Raw genomic sequence first — 21,219 nt, 5'->3', positions numbered from 1 at the left:
TAGATGAGAAAAAATATATCTTTATTAATTATATTTATCTCAATAATTTTATTAAGCGCTTGTTCAAATGGTCCACTATTTATCAAGGACAACGACAAGAGCTATAGCTTTGATGACATTGATTCTCCTATAGAAGAAGGAGAAGAGATTGAATTAAGTGAAAATAAAGAGCTTGCTTTTGTACTTAGAAAAATCAATTATTTAAAAGAAATTGATGTGCAAAATGACAGGGTTGAAATTGATAAAAACGATACTTCATTATTAAGCATGGTAATTAAGCCATGCTTAACTGATGATATAGAGGTTTCCTCTCTTATTTACAAAAAAGGTAAGTTTCATATTACGCTTTCTTCTAAGAAAAGCTCTAAGAATGTTTGTGCGCCATATATAAGCATTAAACTTCTTAAAAAGCTTCCACAAGACATTGAAGCGGATGACTTTGTTATTGACAAAGAAAATATTAAAACTATAGATATAAAATACACTAAGGATAATGCAATAAATTTTGTTAAGCAAAAGTATAATTTAATTACGAACCTACCAGATTCAGCGGAATTAGTTTATATAGATAAACCTATTTGGCAAATAAAGTATAAGTTTGTCTATGATAAGAGTGATTATGAGCATCCAATAAAAAATATTAGCATAGATTTTGATGCCAATGAAGGTAAAGTACTAGCTATAAATGAAGACGATATATCAAAATTTATTGGCAATGGCAATATTTTCGCGCTTAACACAGAAAAGGCTATTTATTACAACAAAAAATCTAACGAGACAAATAATATATATATCTATAGCACTAAAAAGCAAAAATCTAAGAAAATTTTATCTTTTGATGGTTCAATCAAATCTATTTACAAAAATAATAAGAACGACGACATAATTATAAATTATAAAGATACTTCATCAGATTTACGTAGTGTAGTTTATTTTGCTAGCAAAGATGAATATAAGTTTATTGAATATAAAAACGATGTAAATGTTATAGATGCAAGCTTTAAGAGCGAGAGTTCTTTATTAGTTATTAGCAAAGCTGAAGCAAATATAACAAAGCTATATGACTTTGATATTAATGACGATAATTATCTAGAATTGTTTAGTGCTGAAGATAATATCATAAAAGCTTCGTACATCAACGGTTATTATGTATATTTATCAAAGTATGATGTAAATCAAATGCTATACATCACTAAAGATTTTGAGGATTATGACTTCATTGATGAGGTAGAAAATTATTATTACGCTGATGATAATTCTTTTGTTTATAGAAGTGATAATAAAGTTGAAGGCATAAGCCTATATACTTATAATTTAAGCGAAAGATTTTACAAGATGATAATTAAAGGTGATTATTCATACATTAAAAAAATTAATGATGACTATATTTTAGCAAAAAAAGATATAAATCACGAGTCTTATGATTTAATATTGCACAAATTGGATAATAATTTTAAAGAGGAAGTCCTTTTTGAAAACGTGGACAATTTAAATTTATATTTAACAAATGATTTAAAGAAATTATTTAAGAGCACTAAGGTTATAGACAAGAACTATACAAAGAGGATAATTTATGAGATAGATATTAGCAAGGGTGATATATAGTGAAATTCAATCTAAAATCAGAATATACTCCTACTGGTGATCAACCAAAAGCGATAGAGTCACTGTCTGATGGAATAAAAAAAGGATATAAGGATCAAGTTTTGCTGGGCGTAACAGGCTCTGGCAAAACTTTTACTATGGCAAATATAATTAAAGAAACACAAAGACCAGCTTTAGTCATTGCACATAATAAGACTCTTGCATATCAGTTATACAGTGAGTTTAAAGAGTTTTTTCCTGATAACTCAGTCGAGTTCTTTATAAGTTACTATGATTATTATCAACCAGAGGCTTATGTAGCAGCAACTGACACCTATATCGCTAAGGATAGTCAGATCAATGATGATATAGATGAGTTAAGACACTCTGCAACAGCCGCTTTATTTGAAAGAAAAGATGTAATCATTGTTGCGTCCGTTTCATGTATATATGGTCTTGGTGATCCTATTGATTATGAGAAGCTGATGGTATCACTCAGACCTGAGATGCAAATTTCTAGAGATGATGTAATTAAAAAATTAATTAGTATACAATACGTTAGAAATGACATAAATTTTATCAGAGGTACATTTAGAGTTAGGGGAGATATACTTGATATATTCCCAGCATCAGAAAAGACTAATGCATTTAGAATTGAGTTCTTTGGCGATGAGATTGACAAAATTCTTGAAATAGATTCATTAACTGGAGAAATTATTGGCACTAGAGTGCATGTATCAATATTCCCAGCGTCTCACTATGCGACAACAGATGATAAAGTTAAAAAAGCTATTGAAAGCATTAAGCTTGAGCTAGATGATAGACTTAAGTGGCTTCATGAGCACGGCAAATTGGTTGAGGAACAAAGGTTAAAAGAGAGAACTAATTATGATTTGGAAATGCTCAATGAAATTGGTTTTTGCTCAGGCATAGAAAATTATTCAAGACACTTATCACAAAGAAAGCCCGGATCAAGGCCATATACTTTGATAGACTACTTTCCAAAGGATTTTATAACTTTTATAGATGAGTCACATGTAAGTGTGCTGCAAATAAGAGCGATGTACGAGGGAGATAGATCAAGAAAAACTTCTCTAGTTGATTATGGATTTAGACTACCGAGCGCACTTGACAATAGACCTCTTAAATTCGCTGAGTTTGAATCTATGATGAATCAGGTTATATATGTCAGCGCAACGCCTGCTCAATATGAGCTAGAGAGGTCTAAAAATACAGTAGAACAAGTTATTAGGCCAACTGGATTACTTGATCCACTTATAGAAGTAAGGCCAACTAAGGGTCAAATTGATGATTTAATAAAAGAAATTAGAATTAGAGCTAAAAAAGATGAAAGAGTTTTAATCACAACACTTACTAAGAAGATGGCTGAGGACTTAACTAAGTATCTTGATCAATTAGGAATCAATGTTACTTATATGCACTCAGATGTCACAGCGATAGATAGAATGCAGATTATAAAGGATTTAAGGGAGAAAAAATTTGACTGCTTAGTCGGAATAAACCTTCTTAGAGAAGGACTGGATTTGCCAGAAGTATCTTTAGTAGCTATACTTGACGCTGACAAAGAAGGCTTCCTACGTAGTGAAACGTCTTTAGTTCAAACTGCAGGAAGAACTGCGAGAAACTCAAACGGATTAGTTATTATGTATGCTGATACTATAACTAAGTCTATGGAGAATGCTATTAATGAAACATCTAGAAGAAGAAAGATACAGATGAAATACAATGAAGATAATAATATAACGCCTATGACTATTAAAAAATCCATTAGAGATGTTATTGAAGTAACTAAAGCGATGGATGAGGGCGAAAAATATACTTATAGCGCCAAAGGCGTTCAAGATAAGATAAAGAAACTTAAGACGAAGATGAATAAGGCAGCTAAGGATTTAAATTTCGAAGAAGCTGCTAAATATAGAGATATGATTGAAGAATTGAAGAAGGAGGAGTTATTCATTGGAGAATAAAATAGTTATTAGAGGTGCCAATGAAAACAATTTAAAAAACTTAGATATTGATATACCAAGAAATAAATTTGTGGTTATAACTGGACTTTCTGGCTCAGGTAAGTCATCACTTGCCTTTGATACAATATACGCTGAAGGTCAAAGAAGATATGTAGAGAGCCTTTCTAGTTATGCTAGAATGTTTTTAGGCAATACTACAAAGCCAAATGTTGAGTTTATAAGCGGACTTAGTCCATCTATATCAATAGACCAAAAAACTACTAGTAACAATCCAAGATCAACTGTAGGAACAGTTACAGAAGTTTATGATTACCTAAGACTTTTATATGCTAGAATTGGCCAAATATATTGCCCAAGCTGTGGCAAAAAGATTACATCACAAACAATTGATCAAATTGCTGACATTATTATGAGCCATAAAGAAGGACAAAAGATTTATGTTTTAGCGCCAATCGTTAGAGGACAAAAGGGTCAGCACAAAAAAGTTCTTGAGCAAATTCAAAAAGATGGTTTTGTTAGATATATCTTAGATGGTGAAATGCATGAGATTGGCGATAAAGTTGAGATTGACAAGAATAAGAAACATGATATAGACATAGTTATAGACAGACTTGTAATTAAAGATGGTATTTTATCGAGACTTACAGGCTCGCTTGAGACTGCAGTACATTATTCTAATGGACTTGTTAAGATAAATTATTTAGATTTATATGAAAAATCTTATTCAACAAAGTATGCTTGTATTGACTGCGGCTTATCATTCGATGAGCTATCTACAAGATTATTTTCATTCAACAGTCCCTTTGGTATGTGCGAGAGATGTAACGGTCTAGGATATTTTAGAAGTATTGACAAGGACTTAGTTATACCAGACTATTCACTTTCACTTGAAGAAGGGGTTATAGAACCATTTAAAAATTCAAAGAAGGGCACTTATTATTATAAAATATTTAAATTTATTTTAGATAAATATGATTTTAAAGAGGACGAGCCATTTAATAAGGCACCTAAGAAGATGATAGACGATATACTAAATGGTACTGATTACAATGTAAGATTTAAATATAATTCACTATTTACTAAGACTTCTAAGGAATTTAACAAAAAATGGCCAGGAGTTTTATCTGTGATGATGGATAGACTTACAAATTCTATGTCTCAAGCAATTAGAGATAATACTGAGGAGTATGTAGAAGAGATTGAATGCCCTGAATGTCACGGTGCAAGACTTAAAAAAGAAGCACTTGCTGTTAGAGTGGGCGATTTAAATATTTATGAATTTACTCAATTAAGTATAAAAGATGAGCTTGAATATATAAATAATTTAAAACTAAATAAAACAGAAGAAAAAATTGCTGAACAAATTTTAATAGAGATAAAAAAGAGATTATCTTTCTTAATAACTGTAGGACTTGATTATTTAAATTTATCAAGAATGGCAAAAACGTTATCAGGTGGTGAGGCACAGAGAATTAGACTGGCTACACAGATAGGCTCAGCGCTAGTTGGCGTTATATACGTTTTAGATGAGCCATCCATAGGTTTACATCAAAGAGACAATTTAAAGCTGATACAAGCTCTTAGAGAGCTAACTGATGCAGGTAATACTTTACTTGTAGTAGAGCATGACGAAGAAATCATGCACCATTGTGACGAAATCATAGATATTGGTCCAGGAGCAGGTATACATGGTGGTCATCTCGTTGTTCAAGGTAATATCAATAAGGTAATGAAATGTAAAAAGTCTATCACAGGTGATTATTTGTCTGGAAGAAAGAAAATTCCTCTAAAGGATGAGTATAGAAAGACTGATAAAGATAATGTTTTGAAAGTAATAGGTGCAAGTGAGAATAATCTTAAAAACATAGATGTAGAAGTGCCTTTGAGCGAGTTTGTAACAGTAACAGGCGTTTCAGGATCGGGCAAATCAACACTTGTTAATGAAATTATTTATAAATCACTAGCACAAAAGATTAATAAATCAAAATACAAACCTGGCAAGAGAAAAGCTGTTGAAGGCATTGAAAATATTGATAAGGTCGTAGTTATTGACCAAAGCCCAATAGGCAGAACGCCAAGATCAAATCCGGCGACATATACTGGCACTTTTGATCTTATCAGAGATGTCTTTGCCATGACGCAAGAAGCAAAGATGAGAGGCTACCAAAAGGGAAGATTTTCTTTTAACGTTAAGGGTGGTCGCTGCGAGGCATGCAAAGGCGATGGTATATTAAAGGTTGAAATGCACTTCTTACCTGATGTTTATGTGCCATGCGAGGTATGTAAAGGTAAAAGATATAATAGAGAGACGCTTGAAGTTAAGTTTAAAGATAAAACTATAGCCGATGTACTTGATATGACAGTTGAGGAAGGATTAAAGTTTTTTGAGAATCAACCGCGTATAGCAAAAAAATTGCAAACGCTTTATGATGTGGGCCTTGGATATATAAAGATAGGTCAAAGCTCAACAGAATTATCAGGCGGTGAAGCACAAAGAGTTAAACTTGCAACTGAACTTTCTAAAAAATCAACTGGCAGAACTATATATATACTTGACGAACCAACTACAGGACTTCACTCACATGACGTTTCTAAACTTATAAAGGTATTAAATACACTTGTTGATCAAAATAATTCGGTTTTAGTAATTGAACATAATCTTGATGTTATAAAGCAATCAGACTACATCATAGACCTTGGACCAGAAGGCGGCGACATGGGTGGAACCATCGTTGCCACTGGAACACCAATTGAAGTAGCTAAAAATAAAAATTCTTACACAGGAAAATTTTTGAAAGAAATATTTGAAAAAGAAGGAAAGCTTTAATTAGATTAAAAGCAAGACGTTTCGGGTATATTTTATATACGGAGGTAAGTATGAAAAAGAGCTTTCTTAAAAAATTTATAATAATATTTATAGTTCAAATACTTTTCTTAGGAGTTTTCAATGCGAAAGCTATGTCTAAACCTGACAATGGCTTTGTCTTAGACGAAGCGAATGTTATTTCACAGGAAACTATTAGCTATATAAATGAAACTAATAGAAAGATGAAAGATTATGGCAGCCAGGTCGCTGTACTAACTGTTAAGGACTTAGGTGGCAAAGACATAGAATCATTTTCTAATAAAGTTTTTAGAGAATGGGGTGTAGGTGATAAGAAAAAGAACAACGGAGTACTTCTTGTAATTAGTTTAAATGATAGAAAAATAAGGATAGAAGTTGGTTATGGACTAGAAGGCGCGATTAATGATGCTAAAGCAGGAAGAATTATAAGAAATGTAATTAGACCAAATTTTCAAGCAAAAGAATATGACAAGGGCATCAGAGATGCTTTTGATAGTATTATTTATTACATTGGCGAAGAATATAACGTAAAGATTCAGGATATAGATCCTAATGAATTAGGTCTTGAAGATGATTTTTCAATAAGCCTACCTATGATAATACTAATAATTTTTATTTTTTTAATACTCTCATCTAGACTTAATAGATATAGATACTTACATGGCAGAAGAGGAAGAATGTATAGACGAGGACGCAGAAATATATTTTTCGATGATGATGATCCATTCGGCGGCTTCTTCGGAGGCTCTGGTGGTTCAGGCGGATTTGGTGGCTTCGGCGGATCAGGTGGTGGCAGCTTTGGCGGCGGATCATCTGGCGGTGGCGGAGCATCTGGATCTTGGTAAAATTTAGATAAAGGAGAATAATTATGGAAGAAAAAAGACAAAGAAGAGGTAGATTTTCACCACTTTTAATTATACTAGGAATAGTAATTGCATTAGGTGGTTTGGTAGCATCTAAGTACAATGGCTTAGTTAGAAAACAAGAAGATGTTAACAAAACTTGGGCAGAAGTTCAAACTCAATATCAAAGAAGAGCAGACCTTATACCAAACTTAGTTGAAACAGTAAAGGGTTATGCAAAGCATGAAGAAGAAACACTTGAAAACATTGCTAAGCTTAGAAGCGGATACACAGATGCAAAAACACCTGAAGATTATGAAAAGCTAGATACAGAACTTGCTAAAAACATTAACATAGTTGTAGAAAATTATCCAGATTTAAAAGCTAATGAAAATTTCTTAAGCTTACAAGATGAATTAGCAGGAACTGAAAACAGGATAGCAGTTGCAAGACGTGACTTTAATAACGAAGCAACTGAGTTTAATAAATCAGTTAGGACTTTCCCTAACAATATCTTTGCATCGATGCTAGGCTTTGATAAATTTAAAACATTTGAAGCTCAAGCAGGAGCAGAGAACGCACCAAGCGTTGATTTTGGTAAATAATTTAATTAAAAGTCAAACTTTAATCGCGTTTGGCTTTTTCTTGTGTATTATGTAAAATATTTATTTACTTATAGTGATTTTAGTGATATAATAACAACATAAGTAATTTTAAGGAGTGAATTAAGTGAAAGTTAATTTTGACAAAAAAGAAAAAAATAAAGTTTACTTCAATGTAGACGTAGATTGGAAAGAATTTGAGCCTAAGATAGACGAGGCTTATAAGAAGATGAGATCTAAATTCAATATTCCTGGATTTAGAAAAGGCAAAGTGCCTAAGATGATTATTGAACAAAACTATGGTGTTCAAGTATTTTATGATGAAGCTATAAACATTTGCTTGCAAGAAATCTATCCAAAGGCATTAGAAGAACTTGATTTAAAAGTTGTTGATCAACCAGATGTTGATGTAAAAGACTTTAAAGAAAATGAAAAAATCAACTTTACTTTTGAAGTAGAAGTAGTTCCTGAGTTTGAATTACCGAACTTTGAAGAAATGGAAGTTGAAGACGTTAAAGAAGAATTCGATAAAGAAGTAGTAACAAATGAAATCGAAAGATTAAGAAATGAAAATGCTAGATACACTATCGTTGAAGATAGAAAAACTAAAAAAGGCGATATTGTTAAACTTGATTTCAAAGGATATGTTAATAATGAAGCATTCCAAGGCGGAGAAGCTAAGGATTACGAACTAGAAATTGGTTCTAACTCATTTATTCCAGGATTTGAAGATCAATTAATTGATAGAGCTATAGGCGAAGAATTTGATGTAAATGTTAAATTCCCTGAAGAATACCATGCTGAAGATTTAAAAGGCAAAGACGCTAAGTTTATTTGCAAGATAAATGAAATCAAGGTTAAAGAATTACCTGAACTTGATGATAACTTTGCTTCAGACGTTTCTGAATTTGATACATTAAAAGAATTCAAAGCTGACCTTAGAAAGAAATTAAAAGCTCAATTCAATGAAATGGTTGATACTCAAAGAGAAAACAAGGTTCTAGATAAAGTTATCGAAGAAACAAAATTTGACGTTCCAAACAGAATGATTGAAGATGAAGTTGAAAATGAGCTTAGAAATTTCCAATACAGATTACAAGCTCAAGGACTTAACTACGATGATTACAAGAAATATACTGGCAAGACAGATGACGAGATTAAAGAAACATTCAAAGAGCCAGCTGAAAAGAGAGTTAAACTTGGTTTAATACTTGAAAAATATGCAAAAGACAATAAGATAAAAGCCACTAAGAGAGATTATGACAAAGAATTGGATAAATTAGCAGAAATGTACAAAGCTGAAGACAAAGAAGAATTTAAAAAATCAATGAGCGAAGGCTCTTTAGAATTTTTAGATAGAGGCATATTAAACTCAAAATCAATAGACGATATAAAGAAAAAAGTAAAATATATTTAATGAGGTGATAAAATGGCATTAATTCCTATGGTTGTAGAACAAAGTTCCAGAGGAGAAAGGTCATATGATATCTACTCAAGGCTTTTAAAAGAAAGAATTATTTTCTTGTCAGGCGAAATACACAATGAGATGGCTGACCTTATAGTTGCTCAGCTATTATTCCTTGAAGCAGAAGACCCTGATAAAGATATACAAATCTATATAAATTCACCAGGAGGCTCAGTATCAGCTGGCTTTGCCATATATGATACAATGCAATATATAAAACCCGATGTATCAACTATATGCGTTGGCTTAGCTGCGTCAATGGGTGCCTTCTTATTAGCAGCAGGCGCTAAAGGCAAGAGATATGCCTTACCAAACGCTGATATTATGATTCATCAGCCACTTGGTGGAACACAAGGACAAGCTGAAGATATTCGTATTCAAGCTGAAAAGATTCTTGAAATAAGAAAGAGAATTAATAAGATATTGTCAGAAAAAACTGGTCAAGATATTGATATTATCAACAGAGATACTGACAGAGACTATTACTTAAATGCTGAGGAAGCTGTTAAGTACGGTCTAATAGATAAAGTTATGGAGAAACATTAATAGATGTCTAAATATGATGAAATAAGATGTTCCTTTTGTGGTAAGACTCAAAATGAAGTCAAAAGATTAATTTCTGGACCAAATGTATATATCTGTGATGAATGTATAAACGTTTGCATGGATATTTTGGAAGAAGATCACTTATTAAATGAAGATACTTTTGATTTTGAAGATATGGTTTTACCAACACCAATGGAGATAAAAAAGTCTTTGGATGATTATGTTATTGGACAAGATGACGCTAAAAAGACTTTATCCGTTGCTGTTTATAATCATTACAAGAGAATCACAAAGGATACTGTAGATAAAGATGTAGAGATAAAGAAAAGTAATATACTACTACTTGGTCCAACAGGAAGCGGTAAAACACTTCTTGCTGAGACATTAGCAAGAATACTTAACGTTCCATTCGCTATATGTGATGCAACTACTCTTACTGAAGCAGGATACGTTGGAGAAGATGTTGAAAACATCATACTTAAGCTTATTCAAAACGCAAATTATGATATAGATAGAGCTGAAAGAGGTATTATCTATGTTGATGAGATTGATAAGATTGCTAAGAAAAGCGAAAACGTTTCCATTACAAGAGATGTTAGTGGTGAAGGCGTTCAACAAGCACTTCTAAAAATTTTAGAGGGAACTATTGCCAATGTTCCACCACAAGGCGGAAGAAAGCATCCTCAAGAAGAGTTTATTCAAGTTGATACAAGCAATATACTATTTATAGTTGGAGGAGCCTTCCAAGGTCTTGACGATATCATAGCCAAGAGAACCAATAAAAAATCTTACGGTTTTGGATCAGAAATTTTTGACAAATCAAAACAAAAATCTGAAGCTTTAAAACATGTTGAAAGCGAAGATTTAATGAAATTTGGTCTAATTCCAGAGCTTATTGGTAGACTTCCTGTAACTGTCTCACTTAATGAGCTTAAAGAAGATGATTTGGTTAAGATACTTAGGGAGCCAAAGAACGCTCTTATCAAGCAATATCAAGAGCTTATAAGGATGGACGGCGCTGAGCTTGAATTCACTGACGATGCAGTTAGAAGGATAGCTCAAAAAGCTATTGAAATGAAGACTGGTGCAAGAGGACTAAGGAGCATTATCGAAAAAGTAATGCTTGATATAATGTATGAACTTCCATCTAAAAAGTACAATGGAACTTTAAAAATTGATGCTTCTATTATAGATGGAAAGAAAAAATTAACTTATCCAAGCGAGGGTAAAGGAAAAGAAGAAAAAATTGTTTCATAGATAAAGCAGACTGCTTATTTAGAAGCTTAATAAGGCCGGACATAATTGTTTCGGCCTTTTATTAAAGGAGAAAGATATGGATAATTATGAAGAAATAATCGATAATTTTTCATTTGATGATGACTATGGAGAAGATGGAATCAAGGCTCCAATCGTTTCTATAGAGAACTTAAATCTAGTTAGTAATAACTTTTACAGTGTAAATTTAGATAATGAAGACTTGGTAAATTCTATTGCTAAAGCATCAAAGACTAATGGCATCTTTGCTGTATATCAGCTAAAAGCAAACAGAAAGACTATATCTAGTACTAAGTCTGTATATGAAATTGGTGTACTTGCTGAGATTGAATCCATAGTTCCAAATAATAAATATATGAAGATGAACTTTAGAACTCTTTCTAAGGTTTATTTAAGTGATGTTTTTAAGAGCGATGGCATTGTTTATGGCCATCTTATAAAATTAAATGATGAGAATGACTATTCATTTGACAATCCTGAAAATATTACATATTCTGGAGTTGTTAAAAGTGCTCTTGACAAGTTAAATGCCTTGATTATGGAGAATCAATCAAGTAAAGACAGGATAGAGCCAAATACTGTAGATTATAATGTATTTTTGGATAGTATATTTTCAAGACTTGATATTGACAAAAAAATTACTCAAGAATATATCAATGCAAACGATAAAAAAGAAAGAACTAAGATAGTTATTGATACTATAAATAAATCCATAGTTACTATAGAAGTATTAAAAACACTGCAAGATAAAACTAAAGATGCTATGGACAAAAATCAAAAAGATTACATCCTTCATGAACAATTAAAAATTATTAAAAATGAACTAAATGCTGATAAATCAGGAGCTAAAAATATTTTCGATGTTTATAGAAACGATATCAAAAAGCTAAAAGCTCCAAAAGAAGTTGAGGAAAAGGCTTTCAAGGAGATAGAAAAGCTCGAGCAAACACCACTTACATCGCCCGATTATCCTTCAACGCTTCAATATATTGAGCTAATTAAGGATCTTCCTTGGAACAATAGAACTAAGGATACAAAAGATTTAAAACTAGCTAAGGAAATCCTTGACAGAGATCACTATGGCTTAAAAGATGTTAAGGACAGGATACTTGAGTACCTTGCAATACTTAATAATAAGAAGGCTATAAAGGGATCAATTATATGTTTTGTTGGTCCTCCAGGAGTAGGAAAGACTTCTATTGCTAATTCAATAGCAAATGCTACGAATAGAAATTTTGTTAGAATGTCGCTTGGCGGTATTAAAGATGAAGCAGATATAAGAGGTCATATGAGAACTTATGTTGGATCTATGCCAGGAAGAATAATTTCTTTAATGAAGAAGGCTAAGTCAAAGAACCCAGTATTTTTATTTGATGAAATTGATAAGATTGGTCAAGATTTTAGAGGAGATCCATCAAGCGCCTTACTAGAAGTGCTTGACAGCTCGCAAAATAGTGATTTTACTGATAGATACTTAGAGCTTCCTTATGACTTATCAGAAGTTTTATTCATTACAACAGCAAATTCATTAGATACTATACCAGAAGCCTTATTAGATAGACTTGAAATTATAAGGATAGAAGGCTATACTGACGAAGAAAAACTTAATATAGCTAAAAAATATCTAGTACCAAAATCTTTAGAAAATGCTGGACTAAATAAAGATGCGATAAAATTTGAAGATGAAGCACTTTATAGACTTATTGATAATTACACAAGAGAGTCTGGTGTGAGAGAGCTTGAAAGAAAAGTTCAATCTATAATTAGAAAATTAGTTTATAAAAAATATATGGAAGATGATTTAATCAAAAAAGTTGATGTAAAAACTGTTGATAAATTATTAGAAGGACCAATATTTGAATATAACTTAGTTGACAAACAAGATAGTGTTGGTAAAGCTGTGGGTCTTGCTTGGACTAGGGTAGGTGGCGATACCATAAACGTAGAGGCGCAATTAATGCCGGGCGATGGTAAATTAAATATTACAGGTAATCTTGGAAAAGTTATGCAAGAATCTTGTCAATTAGCCATTAGCTACTTAAAGGCAAATTATGAATATTATAATATTGATAAGAAAAAGTTTAAAGACTTTGATATACATGTTCACGTTCCGGAAGGAGCCATACCAAAGGATGGCCCAAGCGCTGGTATTACAATAACTACAGCGATATTATCTGCACTTACAGATCAAAAGATTAACAGATATTTTGCAATGACAGGCGAAATTACACTTTTAGGAAACGTACTTGCAATTGGCGGGCTAAAAGAAAAGGCTCTTGCAGCTAAGAGAATGAAGATCAAAGACCTTATACTTCCAATGGAAAATAAAAAGGACTTTGAAAAACTTCCAAAAAATATTAAAGAAAGCTTAAATGTACACTACGTTAATAACTTTAAAGAACTTAGTAAAATTATATTTATAGATGGTGATAAAGATGCTTAAGATTAATGAACCATTCCTAGAGAGGATGGCTGTTGATGAGAAAAGTTATCCAAAAGATGGACTTAAAGAAATCGTTTTAGTTGGCAGAAGTAATGTTGGAAAGAGCTCATTTATAAATGCTCTTACTAACAGAAAAAAACTTGCATATACATCATCTTCACCAGGAAAGACTAGAACAATAAACTTTTATAATATTGATAATATGTTTAGAATTGTTGACCTTCCAGGCTATGGTTATGCTAAGATATCGATGAGCGAAAGAGAAAAGTGGAAGAAAATTATCGAAGAGTACCTTGTTAAATCACAAAATATTGCTTTAATCTGTCAAATAATTGATGTTAGGCATGAGCCAACAAAATTAGATTTGATGATGTATGATTATATTCAATCAACAGGTACTGATTATCTCATCATTGCTAATAAGCTTGATAAACTAAAATCATCACAGATATTAAAACAAATTAGCATTATTAAGAAATCTTTAATTAATCTTGAAAAGGATAGCTTAATACCATTCTCCTCGCAAGATAAAAGGGGAGTAAAAGAAGTTTTAAATAAATTTGAGGAAATAATCTAATAATTAAGGCGATCGTATTGATCGTCTTTTTTATAACGCAAAAAGGTCAAGCAATAATGCCTGACCTTTTTATGTACTAGGTACATATTGATAAAAACCGAATCGTTTCAGCTTTTAAATTTTAGTTACATTTTAGTAAACATGTCTTTACCAACACCGCAAACTGGGCATACCCAATCATCAGGGATGTCTTCGAAAGCTGTTCCTGGAGCTATACCTCCGTCTGGATCACCTATTTCAGGATCATAAACGTAACCGCATGCATCGCATTCGTATTTGTCCATAATGCTACCTCCTTCCTTTCGAGATATTTATACCCAAAAGATATTATTTCTAACAATATGTTATTAATTTATTTTAGCGGGTATAAATAGACTAGTAGAGGAATGATATAATGTATAAATTTTATGGAACGGTATCTTCAAACATTGAGAGTGTTGAAGTATTTGTTGATAGGATAGTAGAAAATCTATATGAGTATCTGCCTAATGAAATGATTTTTAACATTAGGCTTGTTCTTAATGAGCTTTTGTTAAATTCAGCATCACATGGCAATCAATACAGCAAGGATAAGAAGGTTAAACTATACATATCAATAGATAATGAGACTATCAAATTAAGAGTAGAGGATGAAGGCGCTGGCACTTTAAGTATTTGTTCAAACAAAGAAGTTTGTAATCTAGGAGGAAGAGGTCTTAAGATAGTTGAGGCTTTGACGGATAAAGTGGCTAGACTCGACCATGGAATAAAGTGCACTATTTTTTCAAGCTTTATTGATCATAGGAGCTAAAATACTTGTAATTATTATAAAAAAGTATTATAATAAAAGGTAGTGTTTAGGAGGAATAATATGTTAAGAGAAGATTTAAGAAATATAGCAATCATAGCTCACGTTGACCATGGCAAAACAACCCTAGTTGACCAAATGCTTAGACAATCAGGTACATTTAGAGAAAATCAAGTCGTACAAGACAGAGTTATGGACTCTGGCGACCTTGAAAAAGAGCGTGGAATTACTATACTTTCAAAAAATACAGCCGTTATACATAACGGTAAAAAGATAAATATCATAGATACACCAGGCCATGCTGACTTCGGAGGAGAAGTAGAGAGAGTTTTAAAGATGGTTAATGGTGTTGTTTTAGTTGTTGATGCTTTTGAAGGACCTATGCCACAAACAAAATTTGTATTAAAGAAGGCATTCGAACTTAATCTACCTGTTATAGTTTGTATAAACAAAATAGATAGACCAGAAGCTAGACCAGTTGAAGTTGTTGATGAGGTTTTAGATTTATTTATAGAATTAGGCGCTGAAGACGAAGCACTTGAAGCACCATTTATCTTTGCATCAGCTAAAAAAGGGTATGCTACAAATCAAGTTACTATAGAAAAAGATAATATGGATGATTTATTCGATGCAATTATTGAGCATATACCAGCTCCTGAATCAAATGAAGAAGAGCCACTACAATTACTTATATCTACTATCGATTACAATGACTATGTAGGTAGAATCGGTATAGGTAAAATTGAAAGAGGTACTATTAAAAATGGTGCTGAGGCTGTCTTAGTCAATAAGCTTCATCCAGAAATGAAAAGAAAAGTTAAGATAGGTAAATTATATGAGTTCATTGGTCTTGATAAGGTTGAAACAAATGAGCAAAAAGGCGGGGCAATAGTTGCAGTTACTGGTATTGAAGACATATCTATAGGCGACACTATAGCTGATCCTGAATGCCCAGAAGCCCTTGACTTTGTTAAAATCTCTGAACCAACTATCTCTATGAACTTCATAGTAAATGATTCACCATTTGCAGGAAGAGAAGGCAAATACGTAACATCAAGACAAATAAAGGCAAGACTTGAAAAAGAATTACAATCAAATGTATCCTTAAGAGTTGAGGAAACTGATTCAACTGATGCATTTAAAGTGTCAGGAAGAGGGGAGCTTCACTTATCAGTTTTAGTTGAAACAATGAGAAGAGAAGATTACGAGCTTCAATTATCAAAGCCACAAGTATTATTTAAAACTGATGAGAACGGCAAAAAACTTGAGCCAATGGAAAAAGTTACTGTAGACGTATCTGAAGAATTTGTTGGAGCAGTTATTGATAAATTATCAAGAAGAAAAGCTGAATTACAAGAGATGAAAGAAAATTCAGCTGGATATTCAAGACTTATATTCAAAATGCCTGCAAGAGGCTTAATTGGATACAGAAGCGAGTTTATGACTGATACACACGGAGAAGGTATTATTAACTCAATCTTTTTAGGATATGAGCCATACAAGGGAGAGATACCTACAAGAACAACTGGCTCACTTATTGCTTTTGAAACTGGTGTAGCATCAAGCTATGGACTAAATATAGCTCAAGGAAGAGGCATACTATTTATTGGACCACAAACTGAAGTTTATGAAGGCATGGTAGTTGGAGAAAATCCAAAGGGCCTTGATATAGAAGTTAACGTTACTAAGAAAAAACAAATGACAAATACAAGAGCTGCAGGTTCTGATGATGCAATCAGACTTAGCCCTCCAAGAGTACTATCACTTGAAGAAGCGCTTGAATTTATCGAAGATGACGAACTAATCGAAGTAACTCCAAAGTCTATAAGAATAAGAAAGAAAATACTAGATACTAATAAGAGGTACAAATCAAAGAATACTAAGAAATAGGAGATAATGCGATGGATATCTCATTACAAGTTTTGATAGGTTATATATTAAACTTGCTTTTAGGATTGTTTATTGTTTTTAAGGAAAGAAAGAATATAAAGTCGACATGGCTATGGTTAATGATACTACTGTATTTGCCATTCGTTGGCTTTATACTTTATATGTTCTTTGGCCTTGATTACAGAAAAATGAAAACTTTTGATGAAAAGATGATGCTTGATCAGAAAGAGAAAAGAATTGTTGAAAATCAAAAGAAATTTTTTGCGCTTACAAAGTCTGAGGATTTAAATTCAGATCAAAAAGAGCTTATAAATTTGTGCCTATCAACATGCGATGCTACTTTTACTGATTATAATGATGTAAAATTTTATTTTGACGGAAAAGATAAATTTAAAGATTTATTCGAAGATGTAATAAAGGCTCAAGAGTATATTTATATAGAATATTACATTTTTAAGACAGATAAATTAGGAAGAAAGTTTATCAATCTTCTAAATCAAAAGCTTAAAGAAGGGGTAGAAGTTAGAATCTTAGTTGATGCTGTTGGATCAAGAAGCATTAGAAAGAAGTATTTTAGAGAATTTAAGAAGCTTGGAGGACAGATTGACTCATTCTTTCCATTGTTCTTCTCTAAATTTACAACAAGATTTAACTATAGAAATCATAGAAAGATAGTTATAATAGATGGTAAAATCGCATATAGTGGCGGTTTTAACGTTGGCAATGAATATATAAGCAAAAGTAAAAAATTTGGTTTCTGGAGAGATACTCATTTTAGGCTAACAGGGGATATAGTTGAAGAGTATTTAAGAAGGTTTAACTTTGATTATAGATTTGCAACTGGAATTAAAGCTGACGGAGAATATTATAAAGACCATGATGAGAAGACTTTAAACAGTATGCAGCTTGTAACGTCAGGACCAGACTCAATGTTTGAAAACATAAAGAACGTTTATCTAAAAATGATAAGTACAGCAAAAACTAGACTTTGGATACAAAGTCCATATTTTATTCCAGATGATTCAATATTTGAGGCGATAAGGATAGCTGCTTTATCAGGCGTTGATGTTAGAATAATGATACCAAATAAACCTGATCACATCTTTGTTTATTGGTCAACACTAAGTCATGTAGGACAGCTATTAGAAGATAACATCAAGGTATATCAATATGAAAACGGTTTTTTACATTCTAAGCAAGTTATAAAAGATGATGATATATGTACAGTTGGAACAGCTAATTTTGATATTAGAAGTTTTTCACTAAATTTTGAAGCTAATCTAGTATTCTATGATCAAAATACAAATAAACTACTTAGCGAACAGTTTTTGAAAGATATTGAAAAATCATCTGTATTAACACTTGAAAAGTATAATAAGAGAAGTAGAATCGTTAGAATAAAGGAATCAATATCAAGATTATTATCACCAGGACTATAATTTATAGTCCTTTTTTATTGTATAAATACTAACTAAACTATAAAAAATATCTATGTTTATCATATAAAACCTTGCTTAAATAAAGAATATGTGGTATAATAACTTTAAGCGTGATGCTTAAAACCAATAAAATTTAATAGGAGGTGTTTTAAGTTTGGATAAGTTTTTATCAGGCGAAGTATTGATTGCAGCTCTTCTTGCAATAGTAATCGGAGCTATCATAGGATATATACTTAGAAAGATTATAGGCGAAAAGAAGATTAAAAGCGCTGAAATTGAATCAAGTAGAATTATCGAAGAAGCAAAGACTAAGGCAAGTCAAGAAGCAAAAGAAAAGATACTATCCGCTAAAGAAGAAATTCACAAACTAAGAAATGACCTCGACAAAGAAGCAAAAGAAAAAGAAATCGAACTGAAAAAATCGGAAAAAAGATTGATCAACAAAGAAGAAAATCTTGATAAGAGAACACAATCTTATGAAAAGAAAGAAGAACAACTTAAAAACAAGATGAACTCATTAAGCAAGAAGGAAGAAGAAGTTGAACAATTAATTGAAGAAAGAAGAAAAGAAGTTGAGCGCGTTTCTAAAATGACTACTCAAGAGGCTAAAGACATAATCTTGGATGAAGTTAAGAAAGAAATGACTCACGAGTGTGCTGCTTATATTAGGCAAGCAACTTACGATGCAAAAGAAGAAGCACAAAAGAATGCTAGAGAAATCATAGCAGATGCTATTCAAAAGAATGCATCTGACTATGTAACTGAAGTTAGTGTTAATGTTGTTAACCTACCAAATGACGAGATGAAGGGAAGAATCATCGGTAGAGAAGGTAGAAATATAAGAACACTAGAAACTTTAACCGGAGTAGATCTAATTATAGACGATACACCGGAAGCAGTAGTATTATCAAGTTTTGACCCAATTAGAAGAGAGATTTGCAAAATTGCTTTGGAAAAACTTATAGCTGACGGAAGAATTCATCCAGCTAGGATTGAAGAGATGGTCAACAAAGCTAAGGTCGAGGTAGAGACAGTTATAAAAGAAGAAGGAGAAAGAGCCGTTATCGAAGCTGGTGTACGTAACTTACATCCTGAGCTAGTAAAACTATTAGGTAGACTTAAATTTAGAACAAGTTATGGTCAGAATGTTCTAGAACATTCTATAGAAGTTGCTAAAATATCAGCAACTATTGCAGAAGAGCTAGGAGCAGACATAAGACTTGCTAGAAGAGGAGGTTTACTTCATGACATAGGTAAATCCATTGACCAACAAATGGAAGGAAGTCATGTTGAAATAGGTGTAAATGCTTGCAAGAGATATAAGGAAAACAAAGAAGTTCTAAACATTATCGGTTCACACCATGGTGATGAAGAACCTACAACAGTCGAAGCTGTTATAGTTCAAGCCGCAGATGCAATATCCGCTGCAAGACCAGGTGCTAGAAGAGAAACCTTAGAATCATACATCAAGAGACTAGAAACACTAGAAGGTATAGCAAACTCATTCGAAGGTATCGAAAAATCTTATGCTATACAAGCTGGTAGAGAAATTAGGATAATGGTTAAACCTGAAGTTATAGATGAAGATAAAATGCTTTTAATGAGCCGCGATATTGCTAAACAAATTGAAGAAAATTTGGAATATCCAGGTCAAATAAAAGTTACTGTCATTAGAGAAACAAGAAGTACTGATTACGCTAAATAGTATTTAAATAAAATGTGTAGATGAAATGTCTACACATTTTTTGTTTGTCTAAATAATAAATTATAAATTTATACTAAAAGTAAATATCTATAATTATAAAATTTGATAAAAAAGCGTTGACATTTATAAGAAAGGGTGGTATAATAGAAATGGATAAAATGTCGCTAAATATAAATTTAGTGACATAAACACATAATAACGAAAGGGGCCTCTAATATATGGCAATTACACAAAAAAATGATCCTAACTATATTAAAGACTTTTTAGGATATTTAAAATCAGTTAAAGGTTTGTCCGTTAACACTATCCAAAGTTATTACTACGACTTAAAATCTTTTCTTAACTTTGTCGCTATTCGTCTAGAAATTTTAGATCAAAACGATGAATATTATTATACATCTGTCACTATTGATGATATTAAAAGGCTTCAAATTAATGACCTATATGCTTTTATATCCTATGCTGATGAAGATCTTGATAATACTAATTATGGTAAATATAGAAAAGCTGCTGTAGTTCATGCTCTATACGCTTATCTAATGAAGGTTAATCTAATTGATAATAATGTTGCAAATGAATTAGAAATGCCTAAGATTGATCAGCGTCTACCTATATATTTAACTCTAAATCAATGCGAAACGCTATTAAATACTATAATGAAGAATGAAAATAATGAAATGCGTAATCGTGACTATGCCATAATCATGCTGTTTTTAAACTGCGGCTTGCGTATATCTGAGCTTACTAGCCTTAATTTAGACTCTATTAATGAGAATAGATACATCAATGTCGTTGGTAAAGGCAATAAAGAAAGACAATTATATTTAAATGATGCTACCTTTAGTGCAATAAAGGATTACATTGAATTGAGACCAAAAGATGTGAAAGAAAGCGATAAACATGCCCTTTTCATCTCTCAAAAGAAGGTTCGTATGTCAAATCGCGCTGTTCAGTACATGTTTGATAAGTATTTACTAGAGGCTGGTCTTGATAAAAATAAGTTCACTGTACACAAATTAAGACATACTGCCGCTACCCTTATGTATAAGTATGGCTCGGTTGATATAAGGTCCCTTCAAGAGATTCTTGGCCACACATCAGTTGCTACAACACAGATATATACACATCTTGACAATAGCACTCTTAAGAAATCAATTGAAAACAATCCACTAGCCAATAGAAAAAAGTATTAGATTTGCTCTAATACTTTTATTTTTTTCGTATTTTTTTA

Annotated in this window: 16 protein-coding genes; 15 read left to right on the top strand and 1 reads right to left on the bottom strand. The window is 32.0% G+C overall.

Going from position 1 to position 21,219, the window contains the following annotated elements:
- Positions 1-3: 3 nt before the first annotated feature.
- The 10 genes from BN30_RS00625 (at position 4) to yihA (ending at position 14,167) form a co-directional block, all read left to right on the top strand.
- Positions 4-1,605, top strand: a complete 1,602-nt coding sequence (locus BN30_RS00625; protein WP_019213593.1) for a hypothetical protein — start codon at positions 4-6, stop codon at positions 1,603-1,605.
- The gene (gene uvrB / locus BN30_RS00620; RefSeq protein ID WP_034450078.1) at positions 1,602-3,572 is read left to right on the top strand and encodes an excinuclease ABC subunit UvrB; all 1,971 of its coding nucleotides are present in this window, start codon (positions 1,602-1,604) and stop codon (positions 3,570-3,572) included. The genes BN30_RS00625 and uvrB overlap by 4 nt, the downstream gene beginning before the upstream one ends.
- A complete protein-coding gene (uvrA, locus tag BN30_RS00615; RefSeq protein WP_019213591.1) occupies positions 3,562-6,399 on the top strand; it encodes an excinuclease ABC subunit UvrA in 2,838 nt (945 codons plus the stop codon). Before uvrB ends, uvrA begins: the two co-directional genes overlap by 11 nt.
- 50 nt (positions 6,400-6,449) lie before the next feature.
- Positions 6,450-7,262 carry a TPM domain-containing protein gene (locus BN30_RS00610; RefSeq protein WP_019213590.1) on the top strand — a complete coding sequence of 271 codons (813 nt, stop codon included), beginning with the start codon at positions 6,450-6,452 and terminating at the stop codon, positions 7,260-7,262.
- Positions 7,263-7,285: 23 nt separating this feature from the next.
- Positions 7,286-7,864 (top strand): LemA family protein, encoded by a 579-nt coding sequence (locus BN30_RS00605; RefSeq protein ID WP_019213589.1) that lies wholly within the window; start codon positions 7,286-7,288, stop codon positions 7,862-7,864.
- A 124-nt stretch (positions 7,865-7,988) separates the two neighbouring features.
- Positions 7,989-9,278 (top strand): trigger factor, encoded by a 1,290-nt coding sequence (gene tig, locus BN30_RS00600; RefSeq protein WP_019213588.1) that lies wholly within the window; start codon positions 7,989-7,991, stop codon positions 9,276-9,278.
- Positions 9,279-9,290: 12 nt separating this feature from the next.
- The gene (clpP, locus tag BN30_RS00595; RefSeq protein WP_019213587.1) at positions 9,291-9,872 is read left to right on the top strand and encodes an ATP-dependent Clp endopeptidase proteolytic subunit ClpP; all 582 of its coding nucleotides are present in this window, start codon (positions 9,291-9,293) and stop codon (positions 9,870-9,872) included.
- A gap of 3 nt (positions 9,873-9,875) precedes the next feature.
- The gene (gene clpX / locus BN30_RS08575; protein WP_019213586.1) at positions 9,876-11,129 is read left to right on the top strand and encodes an ATP-dependent Clp protease ATP-binding subunit ClpX; all 1,254 of its coding nucleotides are present in this window, start codon (positions 9,876-9,878) and stop codon (positions 11,127-11,129) included.
- A gap of 76 nt (positions 11,130-11,205) precedes the next feature.
- The gene (gene lon, locus BN30_RS08570; RefSeq protein ID WP_019213585.1) at positions 11,206-13,590 is read left to right on the top strand and encodes an endopeptidase La; all 2,385 of its coding nucleotides are present in this window, start codon (positions 11,206-11,208) and stop codon (positions 13,588-13,590) included.
- Positions 13,583-14,167, top strand: a complete 585-nt coding sequence (yihA, locus tag BN30_RS00580; RefSeq protein ID WP_019213584.1) for a ribosome biogenesis GTP-binding protein YihA/YsxC — start codon at positions 13,583-13,585, stop codon at positions 14,165-14,167. The genes lon and yihA overlap by 8 nt, the downstream gene beginning before the upstream one ends.
- Positions 14,168-14,292: 125 nt before the next feature.
- Here the strand turns inward: yihA and rd are convergent, their stop codons facing one another.
- Entirely contained in the window at positions 14,293-14,451 is a 159-nt protein-coding gene (rd, locus tag BN30_RS09760; RefSeq protein ID WP_019213583.1) for a rubredoxin, read from the bottom strand.
- 110 nt (positions 14,452-14,561) lie between these two features.
- On the opposite strand from rd, the gene BN30_RS08565 reads away from it, so the two are divergent.
- The 5 genes from BN30_RS08565 (at position 14,562) to BN30_RS00550 (ending at position 21,181) form a co-directional block, all read left to right on the top strand.
- Positions 14,562-14,957: an ATP-binding protein gene (locus tag BN30_RS08565; protein ID WP_019213582.1), complete on the top strand. Its 396-nt coding sequence runs from the start codon at positions 14,562-14,564 to the stop codon at positions 14,955-14,957.
- 60 nt (positions 14,958-15,017) lie between these two features.
- Positions 15,018-16,844, top strand: coding sequence for a translational GTPase TypA (gene typA, locus BN30_RS00565; RefSeq protein ID WP_019213581.1), 1,827 nt, complete (start codon positions 15,018-15,020; stop codon positions 16,842-16,844).
- An 11-nt stretch (positions 16,845-16,855) separates the two neighbouring features.
- Positions 16,856-18,283, top strand: a complete 1,428-nt coding sequence (cls, locus tag BN30_RS00560) for a cardiolipin synthase (RefSeq protein ID WP_019213580.1) — start codon at positions 16,856-16,858, stop codon at positions 18,281-18,283.
- Positions 18,284-18,437: 154 nt separating this feature from the next.
- Positions 18,438-19,988 carry a ribonuclease Y gene (rny, locus tag BN30_RS00555; RefSeq protein ID WP_019213579.1) on the top strand — a complete coding sequence of 517 codons (1,551 nt, stop codon included), beginning with the start codon at positions 18,438-18,440 and terminating at the stop codon, positions 19,986-19,988.
- 218 nt (positions 19,989-20,206) lie between these two features.
- Positions 20,207-21,181, top strand: coding sequence for a tyrosine recombinase XerC (locus BN30_RS00550; protein WP_019213578.1), 975 nt, complete (start codon positions 20,207-20,209; stop codon positions 21,179-21,181).
- Positions 21,182-21,219 lie beyond the last annotated feature (38 nt).

This window comes from Fenollaria massiliensis (genome assembly GCF_000312505.2).
Lineage (GTDB): Bacteria > Bacillota > Clostridia > Tissierellales > Peptoniphilaceae > Fenollaria > Fenollaria massiliensis.
This window is presented reverse-complemented; position numbering and strand designations above follow the sequence as displayed.